Here is a 20,871-nt window from a genome sequence, read left to right as displayed (position 1 = left end):
CGCCGAGGGAAGAGGAGGGAGCGGCCATGCGCGCCATCTGGACCGGCCTCGGGGTGCTCTGCATGGCCGTCGGCGCCGTGGGCGTCGTGCTGCCGGTGCTGCCGACGACGCCCTTCGTGCTTCTGGCCGCCGGGGCGTTCGCCAAGGGCAGCCCGACGCTCGCCGCACGGCTGGAGGCGCACCCGCGGTTCGGGCCGGTGCTGCGGGATTGGCGGGCGCACCGCGTCATTCCGCTGCACGCCAAGGTCATCGCGCTGGCGATGATGGCCGCCGCCCTGGTCCACCTGATCGCCTTCGCCGATGCGCCGCTGGCCGGCGTTGCCGCCGCCGGCGGGCTGATGGCGGCGGGGGCCCTGTTCATCCTGTCCTGTCCCGCCCGGGTCCCACAACAAGAGCGAACACGCCATGACTCCCGTTGACGCAAGCGCCGCTACCACCCCGCCGTCCTGGGTCGCCGACGTCGAGGCCGACCCGGTCGCCACCGTCGATGCCGCTGACCTGCTCGCCCAGGGCGGCGATCCGCTGTCAACCGTGCTGGCCGCCGCGACGCCGGTCCCGGCGGGTCGGGGGCTGGTGGTGGTGGCGCCCTTCGATCCCGTGCCGCTGCGCGACCTGCTGGCGACCCACGGGTTTGAGAATTTCTCCCGCCCCGTCGGCGACGGGCGCTACCGTGTGACGTTCCTGCGCGTCGGCGGCTGCCGCGAGTCCGTCGCCAGCGAACCGGCCGCGCCGGCCCAGCCGCCCAAGCGCAAGTTCTGGATGGATGCCGACGGCCTCCACCTCGACGCCCGCGGCCTGAGCGCGCCGGGGCCCATGATCGAGATCCTGCGGTTCATCGACGGCGGCGCCCACGACCAGCCGCTGATGGTCCACGTGCCGCAATTCCCCGTCCACCTGATCCCCGAGCTGGAGGAGCGCGGCTGGACCTGGGACCTGCTCGACGAGACGCCGGGCCACGTGATCCTCCGCCTGATGCCGGGAGACGCATGATGGTCGCCGTTCCGCTTGCCGGAGCGGAGCAGCGTCTGCTGCATCCGTCGGTCCCGGTCGCCTTCTTCGGGCTCGCGACGCTGGCCCACCTGGGGTTCTGGCTGCTGCTGGCGTGGCTGCCCGAGCGGGCGGCGGTCATCGGCGGTCCCGGTCCCGGCCTCGCCGCCGTCCATATGCTGACGGTGGGCGTGCTGGCGGCGGCGGCGGTGGGCGCGGTGCTCCAGATCCTGCCGGTCACCACCATGCAGACGGCCCCGCCCCTGTGGGCCGGGTGGGCGCTGCTGGTGCTCATCGGCGGCGGCGGCACGCTGCTGGTCGCGGCGTTCCTGACCATCTCCGTCGCGGGCATGATCGCCGGAGCCACGGCGCTCGGCCTTGGCCTGCTGCTGTTTACCGGGCTGCTCGGCCGGCTGTTGTGGAAGGGCCGCGCCGCCGGCCTGCCCGACACGCTGCCGGCCATCCTCGGGGCCGCCGTGGCTCTGGCGGGCGTGGTGGCGCTGGCGGTGCTGCTGGCCGCCGACTACCGCCTGGCCTGGCTGCCGGACCACGGCGCGGCGGCGGCAGCGCATCTGGTGCTGGCCGGCTACGGCTTCATGGGCCTTCTGGTGGTGGGGTTCAGCCACATCCTGGTGCCCATGCTCGCGGTTGCCGAGCCGCCGAAGCCCCGTGCCGGCCGTCCGGCGCTGGTCCTGGCGGTTTGCGCGGTCGCTGCGGCGGCGGCCGGTTTGCTGGGCGGCTCGGTGTTCCTGACGGCGCTTGGCGGCGTGGCCGGACTGGTGGCGAGCGTGCTGCACGTGGACACCATGGTCCGCGCCCATGCGCGCCGCATGCGCAAGCGCCTGGGACCGTCGTTCGTGCTGATCCGCGTCTCATGGCTGCTGCTGCCGCTGAGCATCGCCGCGGGACTGGGCGCGCTGGCGGGCATCATGCCGCCGCTGGTGTTCGGCGTGCTGCTGCTGCCGGGCTGGCTGCTGACCATCCTGCTCGGCATGCTTCAACGCATCCTGCCGTTCCTGGCATCCATGAACACGGTCCGCCGCTGCGCCCGGCCGGCCTCGGCCACCGCCCTGGTGTGGGACGCGCCGCTAAAGGTGCTGGCCGTGCTGCATCCCGCCGCCGTGGCCCTGCTGACCCTGGCCGCCGCGCTGGACGCCCCGCTGCTCACGCGGATGGCCGGCGTGGTGGGCATGGCGGGCGCCATCGCCTTTCTCATCCATGCGCTGACGGTCGGGGTGCGCGCCCTGCGCCACCGCCGCCGGGTCGGACCGAAACCCAAGCCGGCCCGCCCAGGCGGCACCGCCGCGACCGCCGCCTGACCACATTCCGGAGCCTCTCTCATGAACAGCATCTTCGGCGCCACCCGCATCGGGCAGGCCCTGCACACCGAGCACATGCGAACCATGGAGCACCTGGATGCGCTGGAGTCCCTGATCGCCAGCCGCCGCCCGCCTGCGCCCGAGGCCGCCACCGCGACGCTCGAGGGCATCGCCCGCGCGCTGGACGAGGACGTCACCCGCCATTTCGCCTTCGAGGAAGAACACCTGTTCCCCCGCCTGCACGACGCGGGGGCGGGGTTCATGGTCGACATGCTGACCGGCGAACACGCCGAGATCCGCCCGCTGGCCGAAAGCCTGCGGGATGCCTGCCGCGCCCTTGCGGGGGGCGGCTTCGATGCGAACCTGTGGGAGTCCTTCCGCGCCGACGCCCGCGACCTGATCGACCGGGAGACCTTCCACATCCAGAAGGAGGAAATGGGACTGCTGGCCGCGCTCTCCCAGGTTCTCGACGCCGAGGAAGACGGGGCTCTGGCCGACCGGCACGCGGCCCTCACCGCCGAGTGATCTGCACAATATTGCGGCACGGTCGCGAGTTGCCTGTTAGAGTGGCGGCGCCACAACAGGGAGCCCTGCCGCATGACCGGGGAGTCGCACGCCCGCAAGGTCCTGGCACCGCGCCACCGCTATTATGTGGGCGCGGTGCTGGCGGCGTTGGTTGGCATCGTCGTCGCCCTGACGCTGCCCGCGGTCCTGGGGCTGGAGGGCCTGCGCGCCAAGACGCCCATCCGCGTCGGCGTGCTGCATTCGTTGTCCGGCACCATGGCGGTCAGCGAGCGCCCGGTGGCCGAGGCGACGCTGTTCGCCATCTCCGAGATCAACAGGGCCGGCGGCGTGCTCGGCCGGCCCATCGAGCCCATCCTGGTGGACGGCGCCAGCGATTGGGACGCCTTCGCGCGCGAGGCGGAGCGGCTGATTTCCCACAAGAAGGTTTCGGCCATCTTCGGCTGCTGGACCTCGGCCTGCCGCAAGACCGTCAAGCCGGTGTTCGAGCGCCTCGACCACGTGCTGTTCTACCCCGTCCAGTACGAGGGGCTGGAGCAGTCGCCCAACATCGTCTACACGGGTGCCGCACCCAACCAGCAGATCATCCCCGCCACCAAATGGGCGCTGGACAACCTGGGCCGGCGCATCTTCCTGGTGGGGTCGGACTACGTGTTTCCGCGTACCGCCCACGCCATCATCCGCGCCCAGGTCGGGGCGCTGAACGGAGAGATCGCGGGCGAGGCCTACCGGCCGTTGGGGGCGACGGATTTCGGTCCGGTCATCGAGGCCATCAAGGCCGCGAAGCCGGACGTCATCTTCAATACCATCAACGGCGACAGCAACCTGGCCTTCTACAAGGCCCTGCGCGCCGCCGGGGTCACGCCCGAGGCCATCCCCGTCATGTCCTTCAGCCTTGCGGAAACCGAGGTCCGCGCCATCGGCCCGGCGCTGGTGGAAGGCGACTACGCCGCGCGCAACTACTTCCGCACCGTCGACACGCCCGAGAACGCCGCCTTCAAGGCCGGCTTCCGGGCCCGCTACGGCGCCGGTCAGGCCACCACCGCGCCCATGGAGGCGGCGTACTTCGGCGTCCACCTGTGGGCGCAGGCGGTGACGGAAGCGCGGTCGGAGGCCTGGCACGACTACCGCGCCCGGCTGCTGGGCCAGTCGTTGAAGGCACCCAGCGGCATCATCTACCTCGACCCCATCACGCGCCATACCTGGCGGCCGGTGCTGATCGGCAGGGCGCGGGCGGACGGGGACTTCGACATCGTGTGGTCGAGCGGCCGGCCGGTCCGCCCCATCCCGTTCCCCGGCTTGCGCTCCCGCCCCGAGTGGGGCGCGTTCCTCGACAGCCTGCGCGACGGCTGGGGCGGGCGGTGGGCGGCGCCGGGGCCGGACGTGGCGGCGCTCCGTGATGGCGGGGAGGCGCGGCCATGAGCCTGCTGCCGCGCGGCCGCTGGCGCTTTTCCCTGGCTGCCGAGATCGGCGCCATGTTCGTGCTGCTGGGCCTGATGCCGCTGATCCTGATCGGCTGGAGCTACTTCATGTCCGCCGAGCGGCAGTTGCGGGCAGAGATCAGCCAGTCCCTGTCCGCCGTCGCCGACGGCAAGGTGGGCCGGCTGGAGGCCTACGCCAACGATCGGATGCGCGAGGCTGTCGCGCTCGCCAGCATGCCCGCCATCGCCGACGCCATGACCGCCTTCGCGCAGGGCTTCCGCGCCGGCGGGCTTTCGGGTGTGGAGTGGCGCGCGGCGGCGGCGGACTACGAGCCCATGCTCCGCCACCTGCGCGAATCCTTGAGCGCCTACGACCTGTTCCTTATCACCGGCGAGGGCGACGTGGTGTTCACCGCGATCCGGGAAGCGGACCTTGGCACCAACCTGGTGACCGGCGACTATCGCGACACCACGCTCGCCAACGTCTTCGACCTGGCGCGGACGCTGCTGGAGCCGCATGTGTCGGACTTCACATGGTATCCGCCGTCCTCGGATATCGCCAGCTTCACCGCCGCGCCGGTCCTGCGCGACGGGCGGGTGATCGGGGTCGTGGCGTTGCAGATCGACACCGCCGACGTCTTCCGCATCGTCTCCGACTATTCCGCGCTCGGCGCGACCGGCGAGACGCTGGTCGCCGCCCCGGCGCCGGCGGGGGAGGGCATCGACCTCTACGGCCCGGTGCGCTTCCCCGACGCGCTGGACGGGTCCCGCCGGCTGAACCCGGACGACCCGGCCGGCGCGCCCTTTCGCCGGGCGCTCTCGGGCAACCGGGGCGTAGGTTCGGCGGTGGACTACCGGGGGGAGACGGTCTTGGCGGCCTGGCGGTATGCGCCGTCCTTCCGCTGGGGTCTGGTGGTCAAGGCTGACGTGGCGGAGCGCATGGCCCCCATCGACCGCCTGCGGCTGACCGGCCTGACGGTGGTGGCCGTGGTGCTGGTGCTGATCGGCACGGTCTCCGTCCTCATGGCGCGCGCCATCACCGCGCCGGTGCGCGAGCTGGAAACGGCGACGCGGCGGCTGTCCCAGGGCGTGGTGGAGGAGGTCGAGCCCCACACCGGCGCCTGGGAGCTGACGTCGCTCTCGCACGCCTTCAACGACATGGCGCGGCGCATCCACGTCTACCAGACCGGCCTGCGGCGGCTGGTGGACGAGCGCACGGCGGAACTGACGCGCGCCAAGGACGAGGCCGAAAGCGCCACCCGCGCCAAGACCGAGTTCCTGGCCATGATGAGCCACGAGTTGCGCACGCCCTTGAACGGCATGATGGGCATGGCGGAGCTTCTGCGCCCGCGCGTGGAGGGCGATGCCGAGGCCCTGGCTTGCGTCGACACCATCCAGTCCAGCGGCGCGGCGCTGACGGAACTGGTCAACGACGTGCTCGACATCACGCGCGTGGAGGCCGGCAAGCTGCCGTTCACCGACGAGCCCTTCGACGTCCGCGCCCTGGTGGACGGGCTGGAGGGCCTGCTGCGCCCCTCGGCCGAGGCCAAAAGGGTGGAGCTTTCGGTTGACGTGGCGGACGACGTGCCGCTGGCGGTGGCGGGGGACCCGCGCCGGCTGCGGCAGGTGCTGCTGAACCTGCTGGGCAACGCGGTCAAGTTTACCGCCGAGGGATCGGTGCGGCTGGAGGTGGCGGCGCCGGAGCCGGGGCGGCTGCGCTTCGCCGTCTCCGACACCGGCCCCGGCATTCCCGAGGACGGCCGCGCCCGCCTGTTCCAGCCTTTCAGCCAGTTGCACGGCGGCAGCAAGGGCGGCGCGGGCCTGGGTCTCGCCATCTCGCAACGGCTGGTGGAGGGTATGGGCGGCACCATCGGCGTGGACAGTGCGGAGGGGCAGGGGGCGCGCTTCACCGTCGACCTTCCCGCCCGAGCCGTGGCCGCGCCCGCGCGCCCCGCAGTGGAGGCCGAGGCGCCGCCGGTCGCGCCGTTGTCCGTGCTGGTGGTGGAGGACGAAGCCGTCAATCGCCGCGTCCTGCGCGGGCTGCTGGAGCGTGACGGGCATCGGGTGGCGGAGGCGCCTACCGGCGGTGCGGCGCTGGCGATGCTGTCGGCGGCGGGGGCGGGGGCCTTCGACGTGGTGCTGTGCGACCTGCGCCTGCCCGACATGCCGGGGACGGAGGTCGCCCGCCGCATTCGCGCGATGGCGGAGGTTCCCGTGGTGGCGGCGACGGCCAACCTCATGCCCGAGGACCGCGCCGCCTGCGCCGAGGCCGGCATGTGCGGCACGGTGGCGAAGCCCATCCGCCTGACGGAGTTGCGGGCGGCGCTGGCAGCGCTCGATGGCGTCACGCCGGCAGAGGTGGTGCCGCCGGCGCCGTTTCCGGCCGAGGAGGCCGCGCCGGCCATGCTCGACCCCGGATACCTGCGCGAATTGGCGGCCGCCCTGCCGCAAGCGGAGGTGGCGCGGCTGGTCGCCATGGCGGACGAATCCTTGCGCGGTAATACCGCGCGGCTTCTGGAAGCCCGCACTGACGGCGATGCCGCGGCGGCGGGCGCGGCGGCGCACCGGCTGGCGGGGGTGGCCGGTTCGTACGGCCTTCCCGCCCTGCGCGCGGTGGCGAAGGGGCTTGAGCGGGCGGCGCACGACGCCAACCTGAAGCGCCTCGACGCCCTGCTGGTGGGCCTGGAGGCATTGACGGAAGACAGCATCCAGGCGCTGGACGCCTGGACCGCGGGTGCGGTGGAGGAGGGGGCGGTTTAGGCGGGGCTTTACGCTCGCCGTTCGCGGGTTGGCCCCTGATTTCGCAGGGGTGACGGGTACTATAGGTTCTTTTTTCAGAACACGAGTTTACCCGTCATTCCTGCGAAAGCAGGAATCCACATACGGTACCAACCGCCCTGCCGCGTTCCCTCCGATGGACGTCCACCGATTTCCTGGCAGCCTCTTTCGCTGGGGCGCCGAGTTTCTAAGGATCCGACGCAGCTTAAGAAATCGTCATTCCCGCGAAAGCGGGAATCTGCATCCGCGGTGGATCGCCCTGCCGCAGGGAATCCCTTACGAAAACGCCACGCCCGGCTTCACACCCATCTTCTTCAGAATGATGGCCAGCGGGCAGAAGCCGGTGAAGGCGGCCTGCAGCATGTTCAGGCCGACGAAGCCCGTGATCCACAGCGCCCACTGCACGCCCGCAAAAAGGGCGGCGGCGACGGTGACCAGGATGACGGTGCCGGCAAAGGCCATGACGACTCGATCGATGCTCATGATGGGATGCTCCCTGTTCAATTCGTTGAAGCCGTGTGGTTGAGGGGGATGACGTCGCCGCCGCTCCGCTCCTGCTCCTGCTCTGGCTGCTCCGGCATGGGGCAGTAGAGGCCGGCCAGCGTCTCGATGACCTGCAGAGCTTCCGGGCTGACCAGGCGGTAGTAGATGTGCTGCCCGTCGCGGCGCGTGCCGACCAGCCCCTCGCGCCGCAGCTTCGCCAGATGCTGCGACAGCGCCGACTGGCGCAGGCCCACAAGGGGTTCCAGCGCGCCCACCGTCTTCTCGCCGGTGGACAACTGGCAGAGGATCATCAGCCGCCGGTCGTTGCTCAGGGCCCGAAGCAGGGCCGCCGCCGCCTTGGCGCTGGAGGCGAAGTCATCGACATTCATGGTTGCTAAATTAGCGAATGCTTATATCATGGTCAACAGGAATTGCGGCCGTCACGCCCGGAGGGAGAGCCGGGCGCGGCGGTCCTCACGACATGACGAGGCACTTTGTGATGAAAGCAACATCCGCCCTGGCCGCGCTTGCGGTTCTGGCCGGGCTGGCGTCCCCCGCGCCGGCCTCCGCCGCCGAGGCGCTGGTGATCGAGCCGGTCACCATCCAGGACCGCAAGGCCGTCTTCGCCCAGGTGGAAAGCGTCGATGAACTGGCCGCCCGCGCCCGCATCGGCGGCACCGTCGCCGACCTGTCGGTGGACGAGGGCGACACGGTGGAAACCGGCGAGAAGCTGGCCGTGGTCACCGATGAGAAACTGGCCCTTCAGATGCAGGCGCTGGACGCCCGCATCCGCAGCCTGGAGGCCGAACTGGCGCAAGGGCGCACCGACCTCAACCGCGCCGAGCAACTGCGCCGCCAGGGCGTCATCCCCCAGGCTCGGCTGGACGAGGCGCGCACCCGCGTCCAGGTGCTCAGCCGCAACGTGGAGTCGGTGAAGGCCGAACGCTCCGTCATCGAGGAACAGGCGAGCCAGGGCGCCGTGCTCGCCCCCGCCGGCGGCCGCGTGCTGACCGTGCCGGTGCAGAGCGGCAGCGTGGTGATGCCCGGCGAGACCATCGCCACCATCGCCGCCGACCGCTACATCCTGCGCATGGAACTGCCCGAGCGCCACGCCCGGTTCCTCGATGAAGGGGACACGGTGCTGGTCGGCCCGCGCGGGCTGGAGGAAAACCCGGCTGAGGCCGAATTGCGCCGGGGCACCGTCACCCAGGTCTACCCGCGCCTGACGCAAGGGCGCGTCGTCGCCGACGTGCAGGTGGACGGGCTGGGCGATTTTTTCGTCGGCGAGCGCGTGCTGGTCTACGTGCCGACGGGCGAGCGCCAGACCTTCGTGGTGCCGGCCGACTACCTGACCACCCAGTGGGGCCTGACCTTCGCCAAGCTGGCCGACGGAACGCGCATCGTAGTCCAGCCTGGCCGCGACGTGGATGGCGGCGTGGAAATCCTCTCGGGCCTGAAGCCGGGGGATGAGGTGGTCGCGCCATGAAGCTGGGCATCTCGGGAACCATCACCAAGGGCTTCATCCAGTCGCCGCTGACGCCGCTTCTGCTGCTGGCGGCGCTGGTGGTGGGCATCATCGCGCTCATGGTCCTGCCGCGCGAGGAGGAGCCGCAGATCAGCGTGCCCATGGTCGACATCATGGTGCCGGCCAACGGGCTGAAGGCGGTGGACGCCGCCGAACTGGTCACCAAGCCGCTGGAGGACATCGTCAAGGGGATCGACGACGTCAAGCACGTCTATTCCCAGACGGTGGACGACTTCGTCACCGTCACCGCCCGCTTCGAGGTGGGCACCGACGAGGACGTGGCGATCCTGCGGGTGCATGAAACCATCCGCGCCAACTATGGCGACATCCCCATCGGCATCCCCGACCCGCTGATCGTCGGCCGGGGCATCAACGACGTGCCCATCGTCGTGCTGACGCTGTATGCCGAGGACGGGCAGCCCATGGAGCGCTGGGACGACAACGCGCTCTACAACGTGGCCGACAGCCTGCTCCCGGAACTGATGAAGGTGGAGAACGTCGGCCTCACCTTCATCGTCGGCGGCCGGCCCGACCAGATCCGCGTCGAGCCGGACCCGGAGAAGCTGGCGCTCTACGGGGTGACGCTGAAGGACCTGATGGACAAGGTGGAGAACGCCAACCGGTCCTTCATGGTCGGTCGCGTGCGCGAGCAGGGTGCCAGCCTGCCCGTGGTGGCGGGGCAGACGCTCCAGGGCGTGCCGGACGTGGGCCAGCTTCTGGTCACCACCATGGACGGGCGGCCGGTGTATCTCAAGGACGTGGCCGACGTGGTGGTCGGCTCCAAGCCCACCGACGCGCGCGTGTGGCAGATGATGAAGGCAGATGACGCGGACAGGCTGTCGGCCCGCCCGGCGGTCTCCATCGCCCTCGCCAAGCGCCAGGGCGCGAACGCCGTGGTGGTGGCGGACTCGATCCTTGAGCAGTTGGAGCGGCTGGAGGGCGACCTCATCCCCGAGGGCGTGCGGGTGGAGGTCACGCGGAACTACGGCGAAACGGCGCTGGAAAAGGCCGACGAGCTGCTGTTCCACCTGGGGCTTGCGACGGTCTCCATCGTCGTGCTCATCACGCTGACCATCGGCTGGCGCGAGGGCGTGGTGGTGGCCGTCGTCATCCCGACGACCATCCTTCTCACGCTGTTCGCAAGCTGGCTGATGGGCTACACCATCAACCGCGTCAGCCTGTTCGCGCTGATTTTCTCCATCGGCATCCTGGTGGACGACGCCATCGTGGTGGTGGAGAACATCGTGCGCCACTGGCAGATGCGCGATGATCGCTCCATCCTGCGCAAGTCCATCGAGGGCGTGGCCGAGGTCGGCAATCCGACCATCATCGCGACGCTGACCATCGTGGCCGCCCTGCTGCCCATGATGTTCGTCTCCGGCCTCATGGGGCCGTACATGAGCCCCATCCCGGCCAACGCCAGCGCGGCGATGATCTTCAGCTTCTTCGTCGCCGTGACCATCACGCCCTGGCTTCTGCTGAAGCTGGCCGGCGGCCGGGCGCAGCAGATCGCCGACAGCCATGGGCATGAAGGCTCCGACAGCGGCATGGGCCGGTTCTACCGCAAGCTGGCGGCACCCCTGCTGAAGGGCCGCAAGCGGTCGTGGGTGTTCCTGATCGCCGTGGGCATCGCGACGGCGGGCGTCTGCGTGCTGTTCTACACCAAGGACGTCACCGTCAAGCTGCTGCCCTTCGACAACAAGTCGGAGCTTCAGGTGGTGGTCGACCTGCCGGAGGGATCCTCGGTCGAGGATACCGAGCGGGTGCTGATGGCCGCCGCGCAACGGCTGGCGGACATCCCTGAACTGAAGGACATCCAGGCCTACGCCGGCACGGCCTCGCCGTTCAACTTCAACGGCTTGGTGCGGCATTACTACCTGCGCGAGAGCCCGGAACTGGGCGACCTTCAGGTCAATCTGGCCGCCAAGGCCGACCGCGAGCGTGAAAGCCACGCCGTCGCGCTGGAGGTCCGCGAGACCCTGGCCGACATGCCGGTGCCCGAGGGCACGGTGGTCAAGGTGGTCGAGGTTCCGCCCGGCCCGCCGGTTCTGTCCACCCTGCTGGCGGAAATCTACGGTCCGGATGCCGAGACCCGGCGCGCGGCGGCGGACAAGGTGAAGGAGATCTTCCGCGACGTCCCCTTCATCGTGGACGTGGACGACAGCGCCGGGGCCGTCACCGACCGCCTGCGCATCGCCATCAATCAGGAGGCGCTGGAGTATCACGGCGTCCAGGAAGAGGCCGTGTACGACACCATCGGCGCGCTGCTCGGCGGGGTGAGCGTCGGCTATTCCCACCGGGGCCAGGGGCGCGACCCCATCGAGATCGCCCTGCGCCTGCCCAAGTCCGACCTGACCCCGGATGAGCGCCTGCTCACCACCCCCATCCCCGGCCGGGAAGGGATTGTAGAGTTGGGCGACGTGGTGACGCTGACCCGCGAGCCCTCCAGTCAGGTGCTTTTCCGCCGCGACGGGCACGACGTGGAAATGGTCATGGCCGACCTGGCCGGCGAATACGAAGCCCCCATCTACGGCATGTTCGCCGTGGAGGACCGCATCGCCGAGGCCGACTGGAGCGCCGTCGGCGGCCCGCCCGAGATCGCCTACCACGGCCAGCCCATGGACCAGCGGCAGTTGACGCTGCTGTGGGACGGCGAGTGGGAGATCACCTACGTCACCTTCCGCGACATGGGTGCCGCCTTCGCGGTGGCGATCCTGGGCATCTATCTGCTGGTGGTGGGGCAGTTCGGCAGCTTCAAGGTGCCGCTGGTGATCCTGGTGCCGGTGCCGCTGACGTTGATCGGCATCGTGCTGGGCCACTGGATGTTCGGCGCGCCCTTCACGGCGACCAGCATGATCGGCTTCATCGCCCTGGCGGGTATCATCGTGCGCAACTCCATCCTGCTGGTGGACTTCATCCGCCACCTGCGGGAGCGCGGGGAGCTGACCCTGCGCGATGCGCTTCTGGAGGCCGGCGCGATCCGCTTCAAGCCGATCTTCCTGACGGCGGTGGCGGCGATGATCGGCGCGGCCTTCATTCTGGCCGACCCCATCTTCCAGGGGCTTGCCATCAGCCTGGTCTTCGGTCTGGCAAGCTCGACCGCGCTGACGCTGCTGGTGATCCCTGCGATCTATGTGGTGCTGCGGGACGACGGAAAGGGCTTCGCGGCCACCAGGGAATAGGGCCCGAACACCGCGCAAGCCGGCGCCCCTGCCAGTGGTGGGGGCGCCGGTTTTGCGTTATATGGAAGAGGCTTGGGTTCGACAGAGGATATGGGAGCCATGCGTCTGTCCGATTACGAGGTGCGCGCCATCCTGGAAGCCAGCCGCGAGGCATTTGGCGATGACGCGGTGGTGCGCCTGTTCGGCTCGCGCGTCGACGACACCGCGCGCGGCGGCGACATCGACCTCCACGTCACCATCCCCGACCGCGAGGGCTGGGCCATGAAACGCGCGAAGTTCCTTGCCGGCATGTGGATGCGCATGGGGGAGCGGAAGATCGACGTGGTCGTCCACCTGCCCGACGAACCCGACCGGCCGGTGGACAAGGTGGCCCAGCGCGACGGGGTGGTGCTGCACTAATGGTCGATTATGGAGAACGGCTGAAACGCGCCGTCATCGCCACTGACAGGGCGGCGAGGGCGCTACAGGCGTCGCTTCGGGAAATCGAGCCGGTGCGGCCGGTATCACCCGCGGACCTGAATCCGGACGGTGGATCTACCGCTTCCATCTGCGAGTCCTTCGTCATGCGGTTTTCCCGCTTGCAGGACATCATGGGGGCGCAGTTGTTTCCAAACGCTGTCGCCTGCCTTGAGATGGAGGATGCGCCAGGGTCCCGCGATGCCCTGGACCGGTTGGAAGCGTGGGGACTCCTGACCGTCTCTCGGTGGTATACGGTGAGAGGTCTGCGAAACAACTTCACGCACGTCTACGACGAAGATGAGAGGCGGCTGGCCGATTCCATCAACGACTCCCTGCTAGAGACGCCTTATCTGCTGGAGGTGCAGGGCGCCATTAGCGCCTACGTGAAGGATCGGTTTCCCCGTCTCTTCACGGCCTGACCCTTCCCCCTGCGCCTTGGCCGCGCTACGCTCCCGCCAGCGAAACCCAGCCGGCAGGAGTTGTGCCCGTGTCGCACGCCCCCGACATCCAATCCGACGTCATCGCCTTCCTCTCCGATCCCGCCACCCACGGCGGGCAGAAGCCGGAGCGGATCGATACCCATATCTCCACCGTCTTCCTGGCCAGTGACACGGTCTACAAGCTCAAGAAGGCCGTCACGCTGTCCTTCGTGGACTTCGCGCCGCTGGAAAACCGCAAGGCCGCCTGCGACACCGAACTGCGCGTCAACCAGGTCGGCGCGCCGGGCATCTACCAGGCCGTCGACGTCATCACCCGCGAGGCCGACGGCACGCTCGCCTTCAACGGCACCGGTGAGGCCGTGGACTACGTCGTCCGCATGACGCGCTTCGATCAGTCCACCCTGTTCGACCGCTTGGCGGCGGACGGCAGGCTGAACCGCAAGCTCATGCAGCAGGCTGCGCACCTGGCCGCCGACCTGCACGACAAGGCCGAACCCCGCCAGGATTTCGGCGGGGCGGAGGCGCTGCGCTCCACCGTCCTCGGCAACCGCGAGGCCTTCCGCCCCAACGTGCCCGACGTCATCGACGCCGAAGCACTGGAGGCCCTGACGGACGCATCGCTGAAGGCTGTGGAGCGCCACGCCGCGATGCTCGACCAGCGCCGCGAGCAGGGCTGCGTCCGCCGCTGCCACGGCGACCTGCACCTGCGCAACATGGCCCTGCACGACGGCGCGCCCATCCTGTTCGACGCCATCGAGTTCAACGACGCCTTCGCCGTCATCGACACGCTCTATGACCTGGCGTTCCTGCTCATGGACCTGGACGACCGGGGGCACCGGCGCCTCGCCAACATCGCGCTGAACGCCTACGGCGAGAAACGGCCGGAGGTGGAGGGCCTGGCGCTGCTGCCCCTCATGCTCAGCTTGCGCGCCGCCATCCGCTCCCACGTCGCCGCCGCCGCCGCCGGTCAGCAGCAGACGGAGGCCGACGCCGAGGCCATGCGCGAGGAGGCCCGCCGCCTGTTCCGGCGCGCGTCGGACTATCTTGATCCGCCGCCGCCCTCCCTGCTGGCGGTCGGCGGGCTCTCGGGGTCGGGCAAGAGCCGCATGGGCCGGGAACTGGCGCCGTTCATCGGGGCCGCGCCGGGGGCGGCGGTGGTCCGCACCGACGTCCTGCGCAAGCAACTGGCCGGCGTCGATCCCTACGACCGCCTGCCGCCCGACGCCTACAGCAATGAGATGTCGGCCCGCACCTATCAGGCTCTTTACGACCACGCCCGCCGCGCGCTCGCCGCCGGGCATTCGGTCGTCGCCGACGCCGTCTTCGCCAGGCCGGAGGAGCGCGCCGCCATCGAACAGGTGGCGCAGGAGGCCGGCGTGCCCTTCACCGGCCTGTGGCTGGAGGCCCCGCCCGAGGTGGCGCGGGCACGGGTGACGGACCGCAAGGGCAATGTCTCGGACGCCACGGCCTCGGTCCTCGAAAAGCAGTTGCAATACGATCTCGGCACCATCACCTGGACCCGCATCGACACCGCCCAGCCCAAGGACGAGGCCCTGATGGCCGGACGAGCGGTGCTGGGCGTATAGCCGCGCGGTCCGCCGGGCCTATCCGGAACGGCTCTTTTCCCGTGCCGCGATAGGGGGCATACTTCAAGGAATACAGACCGTTGCGGGGCGGTTCCTCATAGCGCGCCGCGTCGCCCCAACCGCAGGAGGATCGCACCATGCCCGGGATCAAGACCATCCTGGCCGTCGTCGGGGATGCCCAGGCCGGCCGCGTGCCCATGGAGACGGCCTTCGTCGTTGCCCGCGGTCTGTCGGCCCACGTCCAGGTCATGCACGTCCGACCCGATCCGGCCCAGTCGGTGCCGCTGGTGGGCGAAGCCATGTCGGGCGCCATGGTCGACGAGATGATGCAGGTGGCCGAGCGCGAGGGCAAAAACCGCGCCCAGGCCACCCGCGCCATGTTCGATGAGTATTGCGGCCGCTATGCCGTGCCGGTGAACGTGGAGCCGCCGGGCCTGCCTGAAATGTCGGCGGAATACCGCGAGGAAACCGGAGCCGAGGACGAGGTGGTCGCCACCGCCGGGCGCGTGGCCGACCTGATCGTCGTCGGTCGCGGCGGCGAGGAGAGCGAACCCTCCGCCATGGTCACCCTGCACACGGCGCTCATGGAAAGCGGCCGCTGCGTGCTTCTGGCGCCGTCCGAAACGCCGTCGGGCATCGGCGGGCACATCGCCATCGCCTGGAACGGCAGTGCCGAGGCCGCCCGAGCCGTCGCCGGCGCGATGTCGCTGCTGACCCGGGCCAAGACCGTGACGCTTCTGGTGGTGGAGCGTGGCGGCGAGGGCGCCGGACCGCAGGACCTGGTCTCGCATCTGGCCTGGCACGAGGTGCCGGTGCATGTCCGCCATCTCCACGGAGAAGGCGCCAGCGTGGGCAGCATGCTGTTGAAGACCAGCGAGGAGGTGGGCGCCGACCTGCTGGTGATGGGCGCCTACACGCACTCGCGTCTGCGCCAGCTGTTCATCGGCGGCGTCACGCGGCACGTTCTGGAGCATGCCAAGCTGCCCGTCCTGCTGTCGCACTGATGGAGCCCTGTGTGCTCGACAGTCTTCTTCCCGTCGCCCCGCACACGCTTGCGCTGTTCGTGGCGGCCAGCCTGGCGATGAACGTCACGCCGGGGCCGGACATGATGTACGTGCTCGCCAACGGCCTGCGCGGCGGCCTGCGCGGCGGCATCGCCGCCAACCTGGGGATCACGTTTGGAGCGGCCGGGCATGTGATGCTTGCCGCGCTGGGCCTGACGGCGCTGGTGGCCGCCGCACCGGTGGCTCTGGATGCGGTGCGGATCGCCGGCGCGCTTTACCTGTTGTGGCTGGGCTGGAAGGCGCTTACCGGGCCGTCGCCGCTTGGCGGTGCCATGGCCGACACAGCCGAGGCCGCCGGCCGGGGCGAGCGCAAGGGCAGGGTGGTGCGCGACGGCTTTGTCACCTGCCTGCTCAACCCCAAGGTGGGACTGTTCTTCGTCGCCTTCCTGCCGCAGTTCGTCGACCGGTCCGCCACCGCCGATCCGGTGACGGCGCAGATCCTGTTCCTGGGCGGCACCTTCCTGCTGACCAGTTTCGTGACGCTCGCGCCCGTGGCGGCGGCCGGCGGCGCCATGACGCGGCTTCTGCGTCGCCTGCCCTGGGCGGCGGGGGCGCTGGGAAAGGTGTCCGGCGTGATCTTCATCGGGCTTGCGGTGCGGCTGCTGGTCATGGACAGCCGCACCGGCCAGTAGGAACTGTTACGCCACCGAAGCCTTGCGCCCGGCCTCGAAGGCCTTGAGGTCCTGGGCCAGCGCCACCACCGTGCCCGCATCCAGCTTCGTCGGGTCGATGGCGCCGGCGATGCCGTGGTTCAGGAAGATTTCCTGCATTTCCGGCGAACGCATGGTGCCGCCCATGGACCAGTCGGCGAAACGCCGCTCGGAAATGGGTTCCTTCTTCATCAGCGTCACCTCGCCGTGGCGCGCGTCCTTGGCGATGCGGTCGTAAGTCCTGGTGATGGCGGTGACGTCGCCTTCCAGCACCTGCAGGAACCATGTTTTGTCGAAGATCAGGGCGCCGGTGATCCCGTCCCGCGAATTGTTCTTTTGCGACACCGAAACGATGTCGCGCAGGCCCTGGAGCATGGACCGCGTGTCGCCGCCGACGGTGTTGCGGCTGTAGTAGACGATCTGATGCAGGTTCAAGGGTGCCTCCCATTTGGCTTCCGTGTACGCCCTTCGATACGGCAAGCCTGAGCGTGCGGATCAACTATTGTCGATCCGAGGGCTCGATCTTCAGTCGAACAGCCCGCCGGGGCCCGCCGGGGCGTCCTCGACAGCGGCGATCGGGTCCTCGTAGGGGCGCAGCAGGTGGGCGACATCGTCGAAAGGAGCGTTCGACAGCCACAGCGCCTCCGCCTCGCGCGGGAGAATCAGCGGCATGCGATCGTGCACATGCGCGATCGAGGGCGAGGGAGCACCGGTGATGATGGTGAAATGCTCGCCCTCGTACAGCGCGGCAAAGCTGAACAGCGCCACCTCGCCACGCGGCTCGGGGTCGCCCTGGCCCGGCGCGATGGTGTTGCGGTGTTTCGCCTTGCCATCCTTGCGCCACTCGAAATAGGCCGTCGCCGGCACCAGCACGCGGTTGTCCAGCAGGCGGCGGAAGGTCGGCTTTTCCGTCAGCGTCTCCGACCGGGCGTTGATGAGCGGCTTGCCGTCCTTGCGGCTTGCGATGCCGAAGTGCTTGCGGAGCAGCACGCCGCTGCCCCCCTTCACGACCGGCGCGGCATCCGTCGGGCGGATTTCCGGAATGGGCAAGGGCGCGCGCGGCGGCGCGGTCAGGCCGTAGCGGTGGACCAGGTCCATCGGGGCGCAGTTCAGGGCATAGCGGGAGCACATGGGCCGGAACGATTTTCCTCTGTTGCGGAACAGCCTGTGTTCAGATTACCTAAGCCCATGAGCAGCGACCAGAAGACCGTCGTCATCACCGGTGCCAGCCAGGGCATCGGCCAGACCACCGCCTTGCGATTCATGCAGGAGGGCTGGCGCGTCATCACCTGCGCCCGCCGCGGCCTGCCGGACGACCTGATCCGCGAGGACAACTGGGCCCATCATTTCCAGGTGGACCTGCAGGGGTGCCAGGCCGTGCTGGACTTCATCAAGGACGTCCGCGGCATTCTCGACGGCGCGCCACTGCACGCGCTGGTGAACAATGCCGGCGTGTCGCCCAAGACGCCCTTCAAGGAGCGCCTCGGCATCCTCAACGGGTCCATCGACGGCTGGCGCGACGTGTTCGAGCTGAACTTCTTCGCGCCGCTGCGCCTGGGCCGCGGTTTCGCCGGCGACCTGGCGAAATCCAAGGGCGCCGTGGTGAACATCACCTCCATTGCGGGGCACTACGTCCATCCCTTCGCCGGCTCGGCCTATTCGACCTCGAAGGCGGCGCTGTCGGGCCTGACGCGGGAGATGGCCGCCGAGATGGCGCAGCTTGGCATCCGCGTCAACGCCGTGGCGCCGGGCGAAATCCAGACGGAGATGATCAGCCCCGAATACGAGGCCCTGATCCCGCGCATTCCGCTCGACCGCATGGGCAAGCCCGAGGATGTGGCGGCGGCGGTCTTCCGCCTGTGCTCCGACGAGTTCAACTATGTGACGGGCACGGAAATCTTCGTCACCGGCGGACAGCACCTGTACTAGATCGGCGTGCGCTTTGACGCGGTCGCGCCAGAGCTGCGGTCAGGCGCGACCGCGTCTGATGGGAAAGCCCTCCAGCCACCACCGATGGCTGAGGCCGTCCGGGTGTAAAGACCGCCGACACCGCCGCGCTTGAAGCCGGCACTCCGGCGCACATTTCCCTTTCAACGACACGTTGACGCGCTGGGAGATGCGGCGATGTCCTTCGTTTCCACGTCCGCCTTTCGCGACCTTTCTGCGTTGCCGCCTGCCGTCCGGCCCCCGCCCGGGCCCGCGCCGGCGGCCGGGGACGTGTTGCCAAAGCCTTCCGAACCCTTTGAACACGGCCGGCTTGTTCGTCCCGAGCCGGCCGCGCCGCCGCCGCGCGGTCCGCTGGTCCGTCTCCTTTGTCGATCCCCCGGGGTGACGCAGGCCGGAGCACGCGCGGCGGCGGCCCCTTGGGTGCCGGAGTTCGAACGGCGCAGCGCGCAGGTGGTGGAGCCGCTCATGGGATGGGAGGCGGGCCGCGATCCCCGCCGCCATGTCCGCCTGTGCTTTCCCGATGCGGAGTCGCCGCGGCAATTCGCCGCGGCACAAGGATACCGGCTGACCGAGGGCGCGCCGCCCAGGTGTCGTGCATCCCGGCCGCGGCGGCCGGCCGGCGCCGTGCTGGCCATGCTCTCCGAACCGTTGGCCGCGCAGGTATGACCCCCACTGCACAGGCCAATGAAAAGGGCGGCTCCCCCGGAGGAGCCGCCCTTCTTTTCACTCGTAGACCGACCGCAAAGTCTCAGAGCGCGCCAACCTTCGCCCGCAGGCTGTTGAGCCAGGCGATGCGGGCTTCGGCACGCTGGACCTCGTCGTCCAGCCAGTCGGCCAGGTAGCCGCCTTCACCCTCCATGGCGTCACGCAGGTCGATCAGGCGGTTCAGGCCCGTTTCCGACGTGTCCAGCAGCAGGTCGACCTGCGCCTTCTGGTCTTCCTTGTCCAGCAGGTGCAGGAACCGAAATTTCAGCGCCGTGATCAGCTTGGACAGGTCCGAAGCCGGACGCAGGGGCGCGACCATCAGGTTGCGGAACTCGCGGCGGCCCGCTTCGGTGATGGCCAGCTCGGCGTCATCCTCCATGCCTTCGCCACCGACGGCATCCACCAGACCCTCGTATCGCAGCAACTCGATCGAGGTGCCCAGAAGGTCGACGCTCGGCCCCGTGAGGCGGCTGATGAAATGGCGGACGCTGGAGGCCAGCTCGCTGTAACGCATGGGCTGCGATGCGATGGTGCCGAGGGCACACAGACGCACCGCCTCGCGCGGGGTCAATGTCTTGTCGGCGAACATGGCTCGGTCTCCTGGTCCGGGATGGAGGCGGGCGAATTGCGAATCTTTCGCAAATTATACGCGGCTTGGCGCCGATGTCCAATGCCGCATTCGCCTTGACACTATACGCGCGCCGGACAGGACCGGATCACGCCAATGATTGCCGCGGCGGCGGTGGTGCGGCGCGGGCGCAGATGACCACCTGGTCCCCGCCCATGGTGCGCGCCTCGGTCAGGGCCGTGTCGGCGGCGGTCAACGCCGCTTCCACCCCGCGCGGTCCGACCACGGCGGCCACGCCGGCGGTGATGGTGGCGGAGTAGGGTTCCCCGGCTGCATCCACGGGCGCCGCCGCCAGAATGGCGCGCAGGCGTTCCGCCAGGGCGCGGCCCTCGTCCAGGTCGCTGTCGGGCAGGTAGACGGCCAGGACCGCACTTTGCAGCCGCCCCACCACGCCGTCGTGGCCGACGCGCTGGGCGAGGGCGGTGACCTCCTTGACCACCGACTCGGCGGCGGACAGGCCCAGTTCGGCCCGGATCAGGTCCAGGCTGTCGATTTCCATAAGCACCAGGGCGCCGGGTCCCGAGCCCATCCACGTCGCCTGGTCCAGGAAGCCGCGGCGGTTGAGGGCGCCGGTCACGCTGTCGGTCAGGGCCAGGCGGCGAAGCTGCTCCGACGCTTTGGCCGTCTGATCGAGCAGCATGCGGTTGCGGCGGCGCTCGTCGATCAGGGCCGACGCCATTTCGGCAATGCGGCCAAGGCCGTGGAACTGGTCTTCGCTGAGGGTTCGGGGCACGCGGTCGATGACGCAGACGGTTCCCAGCAGCGCGCCGTCGCCCGCCACGATGGGGCATCCGGCGTAGAACCGGATGCCGGGCGCCCCCGTCACCAGCGGATTGTCGGCAAACCGCGAGTCGGCGGCGGCGTCCTCCACCACCAGGGGCTCGGCTGCGGCGATGGCATGGCCGCAGAAGGCGTACTCGCGCGGCGTCTCCTGCGGCTCAAGTCCGCGACGCGCCTTGAACCACTGGCGCGATTTGTCCACCAGGCTGACCAGCGCGATGGGCGTGTCGCACAGTGTCGCCGCCAGGTCGGTCATGGCGTCGAAGACCGGGTCCGGCGGCGTGTCCAGCAGAGCGCACTCCTCAAGGACGAGAAGGCGCAGGGCCTCGTCGGCTGGGGCGGGAGGTGCGATCATGGGGCGGCCCGTTCGTGCAGAACCCAGCGCGCGGCCGGGC

At 69.6% G+C, this 20,871-nt stretch carries 21 protein-coding genes; 15 read left to right on the top strand and 6 right to left on the bottom strand.

Annotation, left to right across the window (positions count from 1 at the left end; all coding sequences use genetic code 11):
* The first annotated feature begins 26 nt into the window (after positions 1–26).
* The 6 genes from C882_RS18015 (at position 27) to C882_RS23525 (ending at position 7,009) form a co-directional block, all read left to right on the top strand.
* A complete protein-coding gene (locus C882_RS18015; protein WP_009542097.1) occupies positions 27–419 on the top strand; it encodes a YbaN family protein in 393 nt (130 codons plus the stop codon).
* A complete protein-coding gene (locus C882_RS18010; RefSeq protein WP_009542096.1) occupies positions 406–990 on the top strand; it encodes a DUF2249 domain-containing protein in 585 nt (194 codons plus the stop codon). The genes C882_RS18015 and C882_RS18010 overlap by 14 nt, the downstream gene beginning before the upstream one ends.
* Positions 987–2,306, top strand: a complete 1,320-nt coding sequence (locus tag C882_RS18005; RefSeq protein WP_152415396.1) for a hypothetical protein — start codon at positions 987–989, stop codon at positions 2,304–2,306. The genes C882_RS18010 and C882_RS18005 overlap by 4 nt, the downstream gene beginning before the upstream one ends.
* A gap of 21 nt (positions 2,307–2,327) precedes the next feature.
* Positions 2,328–2,831 (top strand): hemerythrin domain-containing protein, encoded by a 504-nt coding sequence (locus C882_RS18000; RefSeq protein ID WP_009542094.1) that lies wholly within the window; start codon positions 2,328–2,330, stop codon positions 2,829–2,831.
* 72 nt (positions 2,832–2,903) lie between these two features.
* The gene (locus tag C882_RS17995; RefSeq protein WP_009542093.1) at positions 2,904–4,250 is read left to right on the top strand and encodes an urea ABC transporter substrate-binding protein; all 1,347 of its coding nucleotides are present in this window, start codon (positions 2,904–2,906) and stop codon (positions 4,248–4,250) included.
* Positions 4,247–7,009, top strand: a complete 2,763-nt coding sequence (locus tag C882_RS23525; RefSeq protein ID WP_009542092.1) for a hybrid sensor histidine kinase/response regulator — start codon at positions 4,247–4,249, stop codon at positions 7,007–7,009. Before C882_RS17995 ends, C882_RS23525 begins: the two co-directional genes overlap by 4 nt.
* A 294-nt stretch (positions 7,010–7,303) precedes the next feature.
* Here the strand turns inward: C882_RS23525 and C882_RS17985 are convergent, their stop codons facing one another.
* Positions 7,304–7,510 (bottom strand): YgaP family membrane protein, encoded by a 207-nt coding sequence (locus tag C882_RS17985; RefSeq protein ID WP_009542091.1) that lies wholly within the window; start codon positions 7,508–7,510, stop codon positions 7,304–7,306.
* Between the two features lie 17 nt (positions 7,511–7,527).
* On the bottom strand, positions 7,528–7,899 hold the full coding sequence (locus tag C882_RS17980; RefSeq protein ID WP_009542090.1) for an ArsR/SmtB family transcription factor: 372 nt from the start codon (positions 7,897–7,899) through the stop codon (positions 7,528–7,530).
* Positions 7,900–8,009: 110 nt separating this feature from the next.
* Here C882_RS17980 and C882_RS17975 point away from each other — a divergent pair, with 110 nt between their 5' ends.
* From C882_RS17975 to C882_RS17945, 7 genes are all read left to right on the top strand, one after another.
* The gene (locus C882_RS17975; RefSeq protein ID WP_152415395.1) at positions 8,010–8,996 is read left to right on the top strand and encodes an efflux RND transporter periplasmic adaptor subunit; all 987 of its coding nucleotides are present in this window, start codon (positions 8,010–8,012) and stop codon (positions 8,994–8,996) included.
* Positions 8,993–12,217, top strand: coding sequence for an efflux RND transporter permease subunit (locus C882_RS17970; RefSeq protein WP_009542088.1), 3,225 nt, complete (start codon positions 8,993–8,995; stop codon positions 12,215–12,217). Before C882_RS17975 ends, C882_RS17970 begins: the two co-directional genes overlap by 4 nt.
* A 99-nt stretch (positions 12,218–12,316) precedes the next feature.
* Entirely contained in the window at positions 12,317–12,616 is a 300-nt protein-coding gene (locus tag C882_RS17965) for a nucleotidyltransferase domain-containing protein (RefSeq protein WP_009542087.1), read from the top strand.
* Complete coding sequence (locus tag C882_RS23520) at positions 12,616–13,095, top strand: hypothetical protein (protein WP_052000214.1); 480 nt, start codon at positions 12,616–12,618, stop codon at positions 13,093–13,095. Before C882_RS17965 ends, C882_RS23520 begins: the two co-directional genes overlap by 1 nt.
* A 68-nt stretch (positions 13,096–13,163) precedes the next feature.
* The gene (locus C882_RS17955; RefSeq protein WP_009542085.1) at positions 13,164–14,702 is read left to right on the top strand and encodes a bifunctional aminoglycoside phosphotransferase/ATP-binding protein; all 1,539 of its coding nucleotides are present in this window, start codon (positions 13,164–13,166) and stop codon (positions 14,700–14,702) included.
* Between the two features lie 137 nt (positions 14,703–14,839).
* On the top strand, positions 14,840–15,706 hold the full coding sequence (locus C882_RS17950; RefSeq protein ID WP_009542084.1) for a universal stress protein: 867 nt from the start codon (positions 14,840–14,842) through the stop codon (positions 15,704–15,706).
* A gap of 11 nt (positions 15,707–15,717) precedes the next feature.
* On the top strand, positions 15,718–16,398 hold the full coding sequence (locus C882_RS17945; protein WP_009542083.1) for a LysE family translocator: 681 nt from the start codon (positions 15,718–15,720) through the stop codon (positions 16,396–16,398).
* A gap of 6 nt (positions 16,399–16,404) precedes the next feature.
* On the opposite strand, the gene C882_RS17940 is transcribed toward C882_RS17945, so the two are convergent.
* A complete protein-coding gene (locus C882_RS17940) occupies positions 16,405–16,851 on the bottom strand; it encodes a BLUF domain-containing protein (protein WP_009542082.1) in 447 nt (148 codons plus the stop codon).
* 90 nt (positions 16,852–16,941) lie between these two features.
* Positions 16,942–17,547: an SOS response-associated peptidase gene (locus C882_RS17935; protein WP_043646294.1), complete on the bottom strand. Its 606-nt coding sequence runs from the start codon at positions 17,545–17,547 to the stop codon at positions 16,942–16,944.
* 57 nt (positions 17,548–17,604) lie between these two features.
* On the opposite strand from C882_RS17935, the gene C882_RS17930 reads away from it, so the two are divergent.
* Positions 17,605–18,345 (top strand): SDR family NAD(P)-dependent oxidoreductase, encoded by a 741-nt coding sequence (locus C882_RS17930; RefSeq protein WP_009542080.1) that lies wholly within the window; start codon positions 17,605–17,607, stop codon positions 18,343–18,345.
* 195 nt (positions 18,346–18,540) lie between these two features.
* Complete coding sequence (locus C882_RS24135; RefSeq protein WP_085952450.1) at positions 18,541–19,029, top strand: NADH dehydrogenase ubiquinone Fe-S protein 4; 489 nt, start codon at positions 18,541–18,543, stop codon at positions 19,027–19,029.
* A gap of 82 nt (positions 19,030–19,111) precedes the next feature.
* Here C882_RS24135 and C882_RS17920 read toward each other — a convergent pair whose 3' ends face one another.
* Together C882_RS17920 and C882_RS17915 are read right to left on the bottom strand one after the other, a co-directional pair.
* Positions 19,112–19,657 carry a hypothetical protein gene (locus C882_RS17920; RefSeq protein WP_009542079.1) on the bottom strand — a complete coding sequence of 182 codons (546 nt, stop codon included), beginning with the start codon at positions 19,655–19,657 and terminating at the stop codon, positions 19,112–19,114.
* A 127-nt stretch (positions 19,658–19,784) separates the two neighbouring features.
* A complete protein-coding gene (locus C882_RS17915) occupies positions 19,785–20,831 on the bottom strand; it encodes a GGDEF domain-containing protein (protein WP_009542078.1) in 1,047 nt (348 codons plus the stop codon).
* Positions 20,832–20,871: the final 40 nt, after the last annotated feature.

Source organism: Caenispirillum salinarum AK4 (genome assembly GCF_000315795.1).
Lineage (GTDB): Bacteria > Pseudomonadota > Alphaproteobacteria > Rhodospirillales > Rhodospirillaceae > Caenispirillum > Caenispirillum salinarum.
This window is presented reverse-complemented; position numbering and strand designations above follow the sequence as displayed.

Bases quoted from the DNA above. Each gene is read 5' to 3' on its own strand.
- C882_RS18015 (WP_009542097.1), top strand. From the start codon at position 27: ATGCGCGCCATCTGGACCGGCCTCGGGGTGCTCTGCATGGCCGTCGGC.
- C882_RS18010 (WP_009542096.1), top strand. From the start codon at position 406: ATGACTCCCGTTGACGCAAGCGCCGCTACCACCCCGCCGTCCTGGGTC.
- C882_RS18005 (WP_152415396.1), top strand. From the start codon at position 987: ATGATGGTCGCCGTTCCGCTTGCCGGAGCGGAGCAGCGTCTGCTGCAT.
- C882_RS18000 (WP_009542094.1), top strand. From the start codon at position 2,328: ATGAACAGCATCTTCGGCGCCACCCGCATCGGGCAGGCCCTGCACACC.
- C882_RS17995 (WP_009542093.1), top strand. From the start codon at position 2,904: ATGACCGGGGAGTCGCACGCCCGCAAGGTCCTGGCACCGCGCCACCGC.
- C882_RS23525 (WP_009542092.1), top strand. From the start codon at position 4,247: ATGAGCCTGCTGCCGCGCGGCCGCTGGCGCTTTTCCCTGGCTGCCGAG.
- C882_RS17985 (WP_009542091.1), bottom strand. From the start codon at position 7,510: ATGAGCATCGATCGAGTCGTCATGGCCTTTGCCGGCACCGTCATCCTG.
- C882_RS17980 (WP_009542090.1), bottom strand. From the start codon at position 7,899: ATGAATGTCGATGACTTCGCCTCCAGCGCCAAGGCGGCGGCGGCCCTG.
- C882_RS17975 (WP_152415395.1), top strand. From the start codon at position 8,010: ATGAAAGCAACATCCGCCCTGGCCGCGCTTGCGGTTCTGGCCGGGCTG.
- C882_RS17970 (WP_009542088.1), top strand. From the start codon at position 8,993: ATGAAGCTGGGCATCTCGGGAACCATCACCAAGGGCTTCATCCAGTCG.
- C882_RS17965 (WP_009542087.1), top strand. From the start codon at position 12,317: ATGCGTCTGTCCGATTACGAGGTGCGCGCCATCCTGGAAGCCAGCCGC.
- C882_RS23520 (WP_052000214.1), top strand. From the start codon at position 12,616: ATGGTCGATTATGGAGAACGGCTGAAACGCGCCGTCATCGCCACTGAC.
- C882_RS17950 (WP_009542084.1), top strand. From the start codon at position 14,840: ATGCCCGGGATCAAGACCATCCTGGCCGTCGTCGGGGATGCCCAGGCC.
- C882_RS17935 (WP_043646294.1), bottom strand. From the start codon at position 17,547: ATGTGCTCCCGCTATGCCCTGAACTGCGCCCCGATGGACCTGGTCCAC.
- C882_RS17930 (WP_009542080.1), top strand. From the start codon at position 17,605: ATGAGCAGCGACCAGAAGACCGTCGTCATCACCGGTGCCAGCCAGGGC.
- C882_RS24135 (WP_085952450.1), top strand. From the start codon at position 18,541: ATGTCCTTCGTTTCCACGTCCGCCTTTCGCGACCTTTCTGCGTTGCCG.
- C882_RS17920 (WP_009542079.1), bottom strand. From the start codon at position 19,657: ATGTTCGCCGACAAGACATTGACCCCGCGCGAGGCGGTGCGTCTGTGT.
- C882_RS17915 (WP_009542078.1), bottom strand. From the start codon at position 20,831: ATGATCGCACCTCCCGCCCCAGCCGACGAGGCCCTGCGCCTTCTCGTC.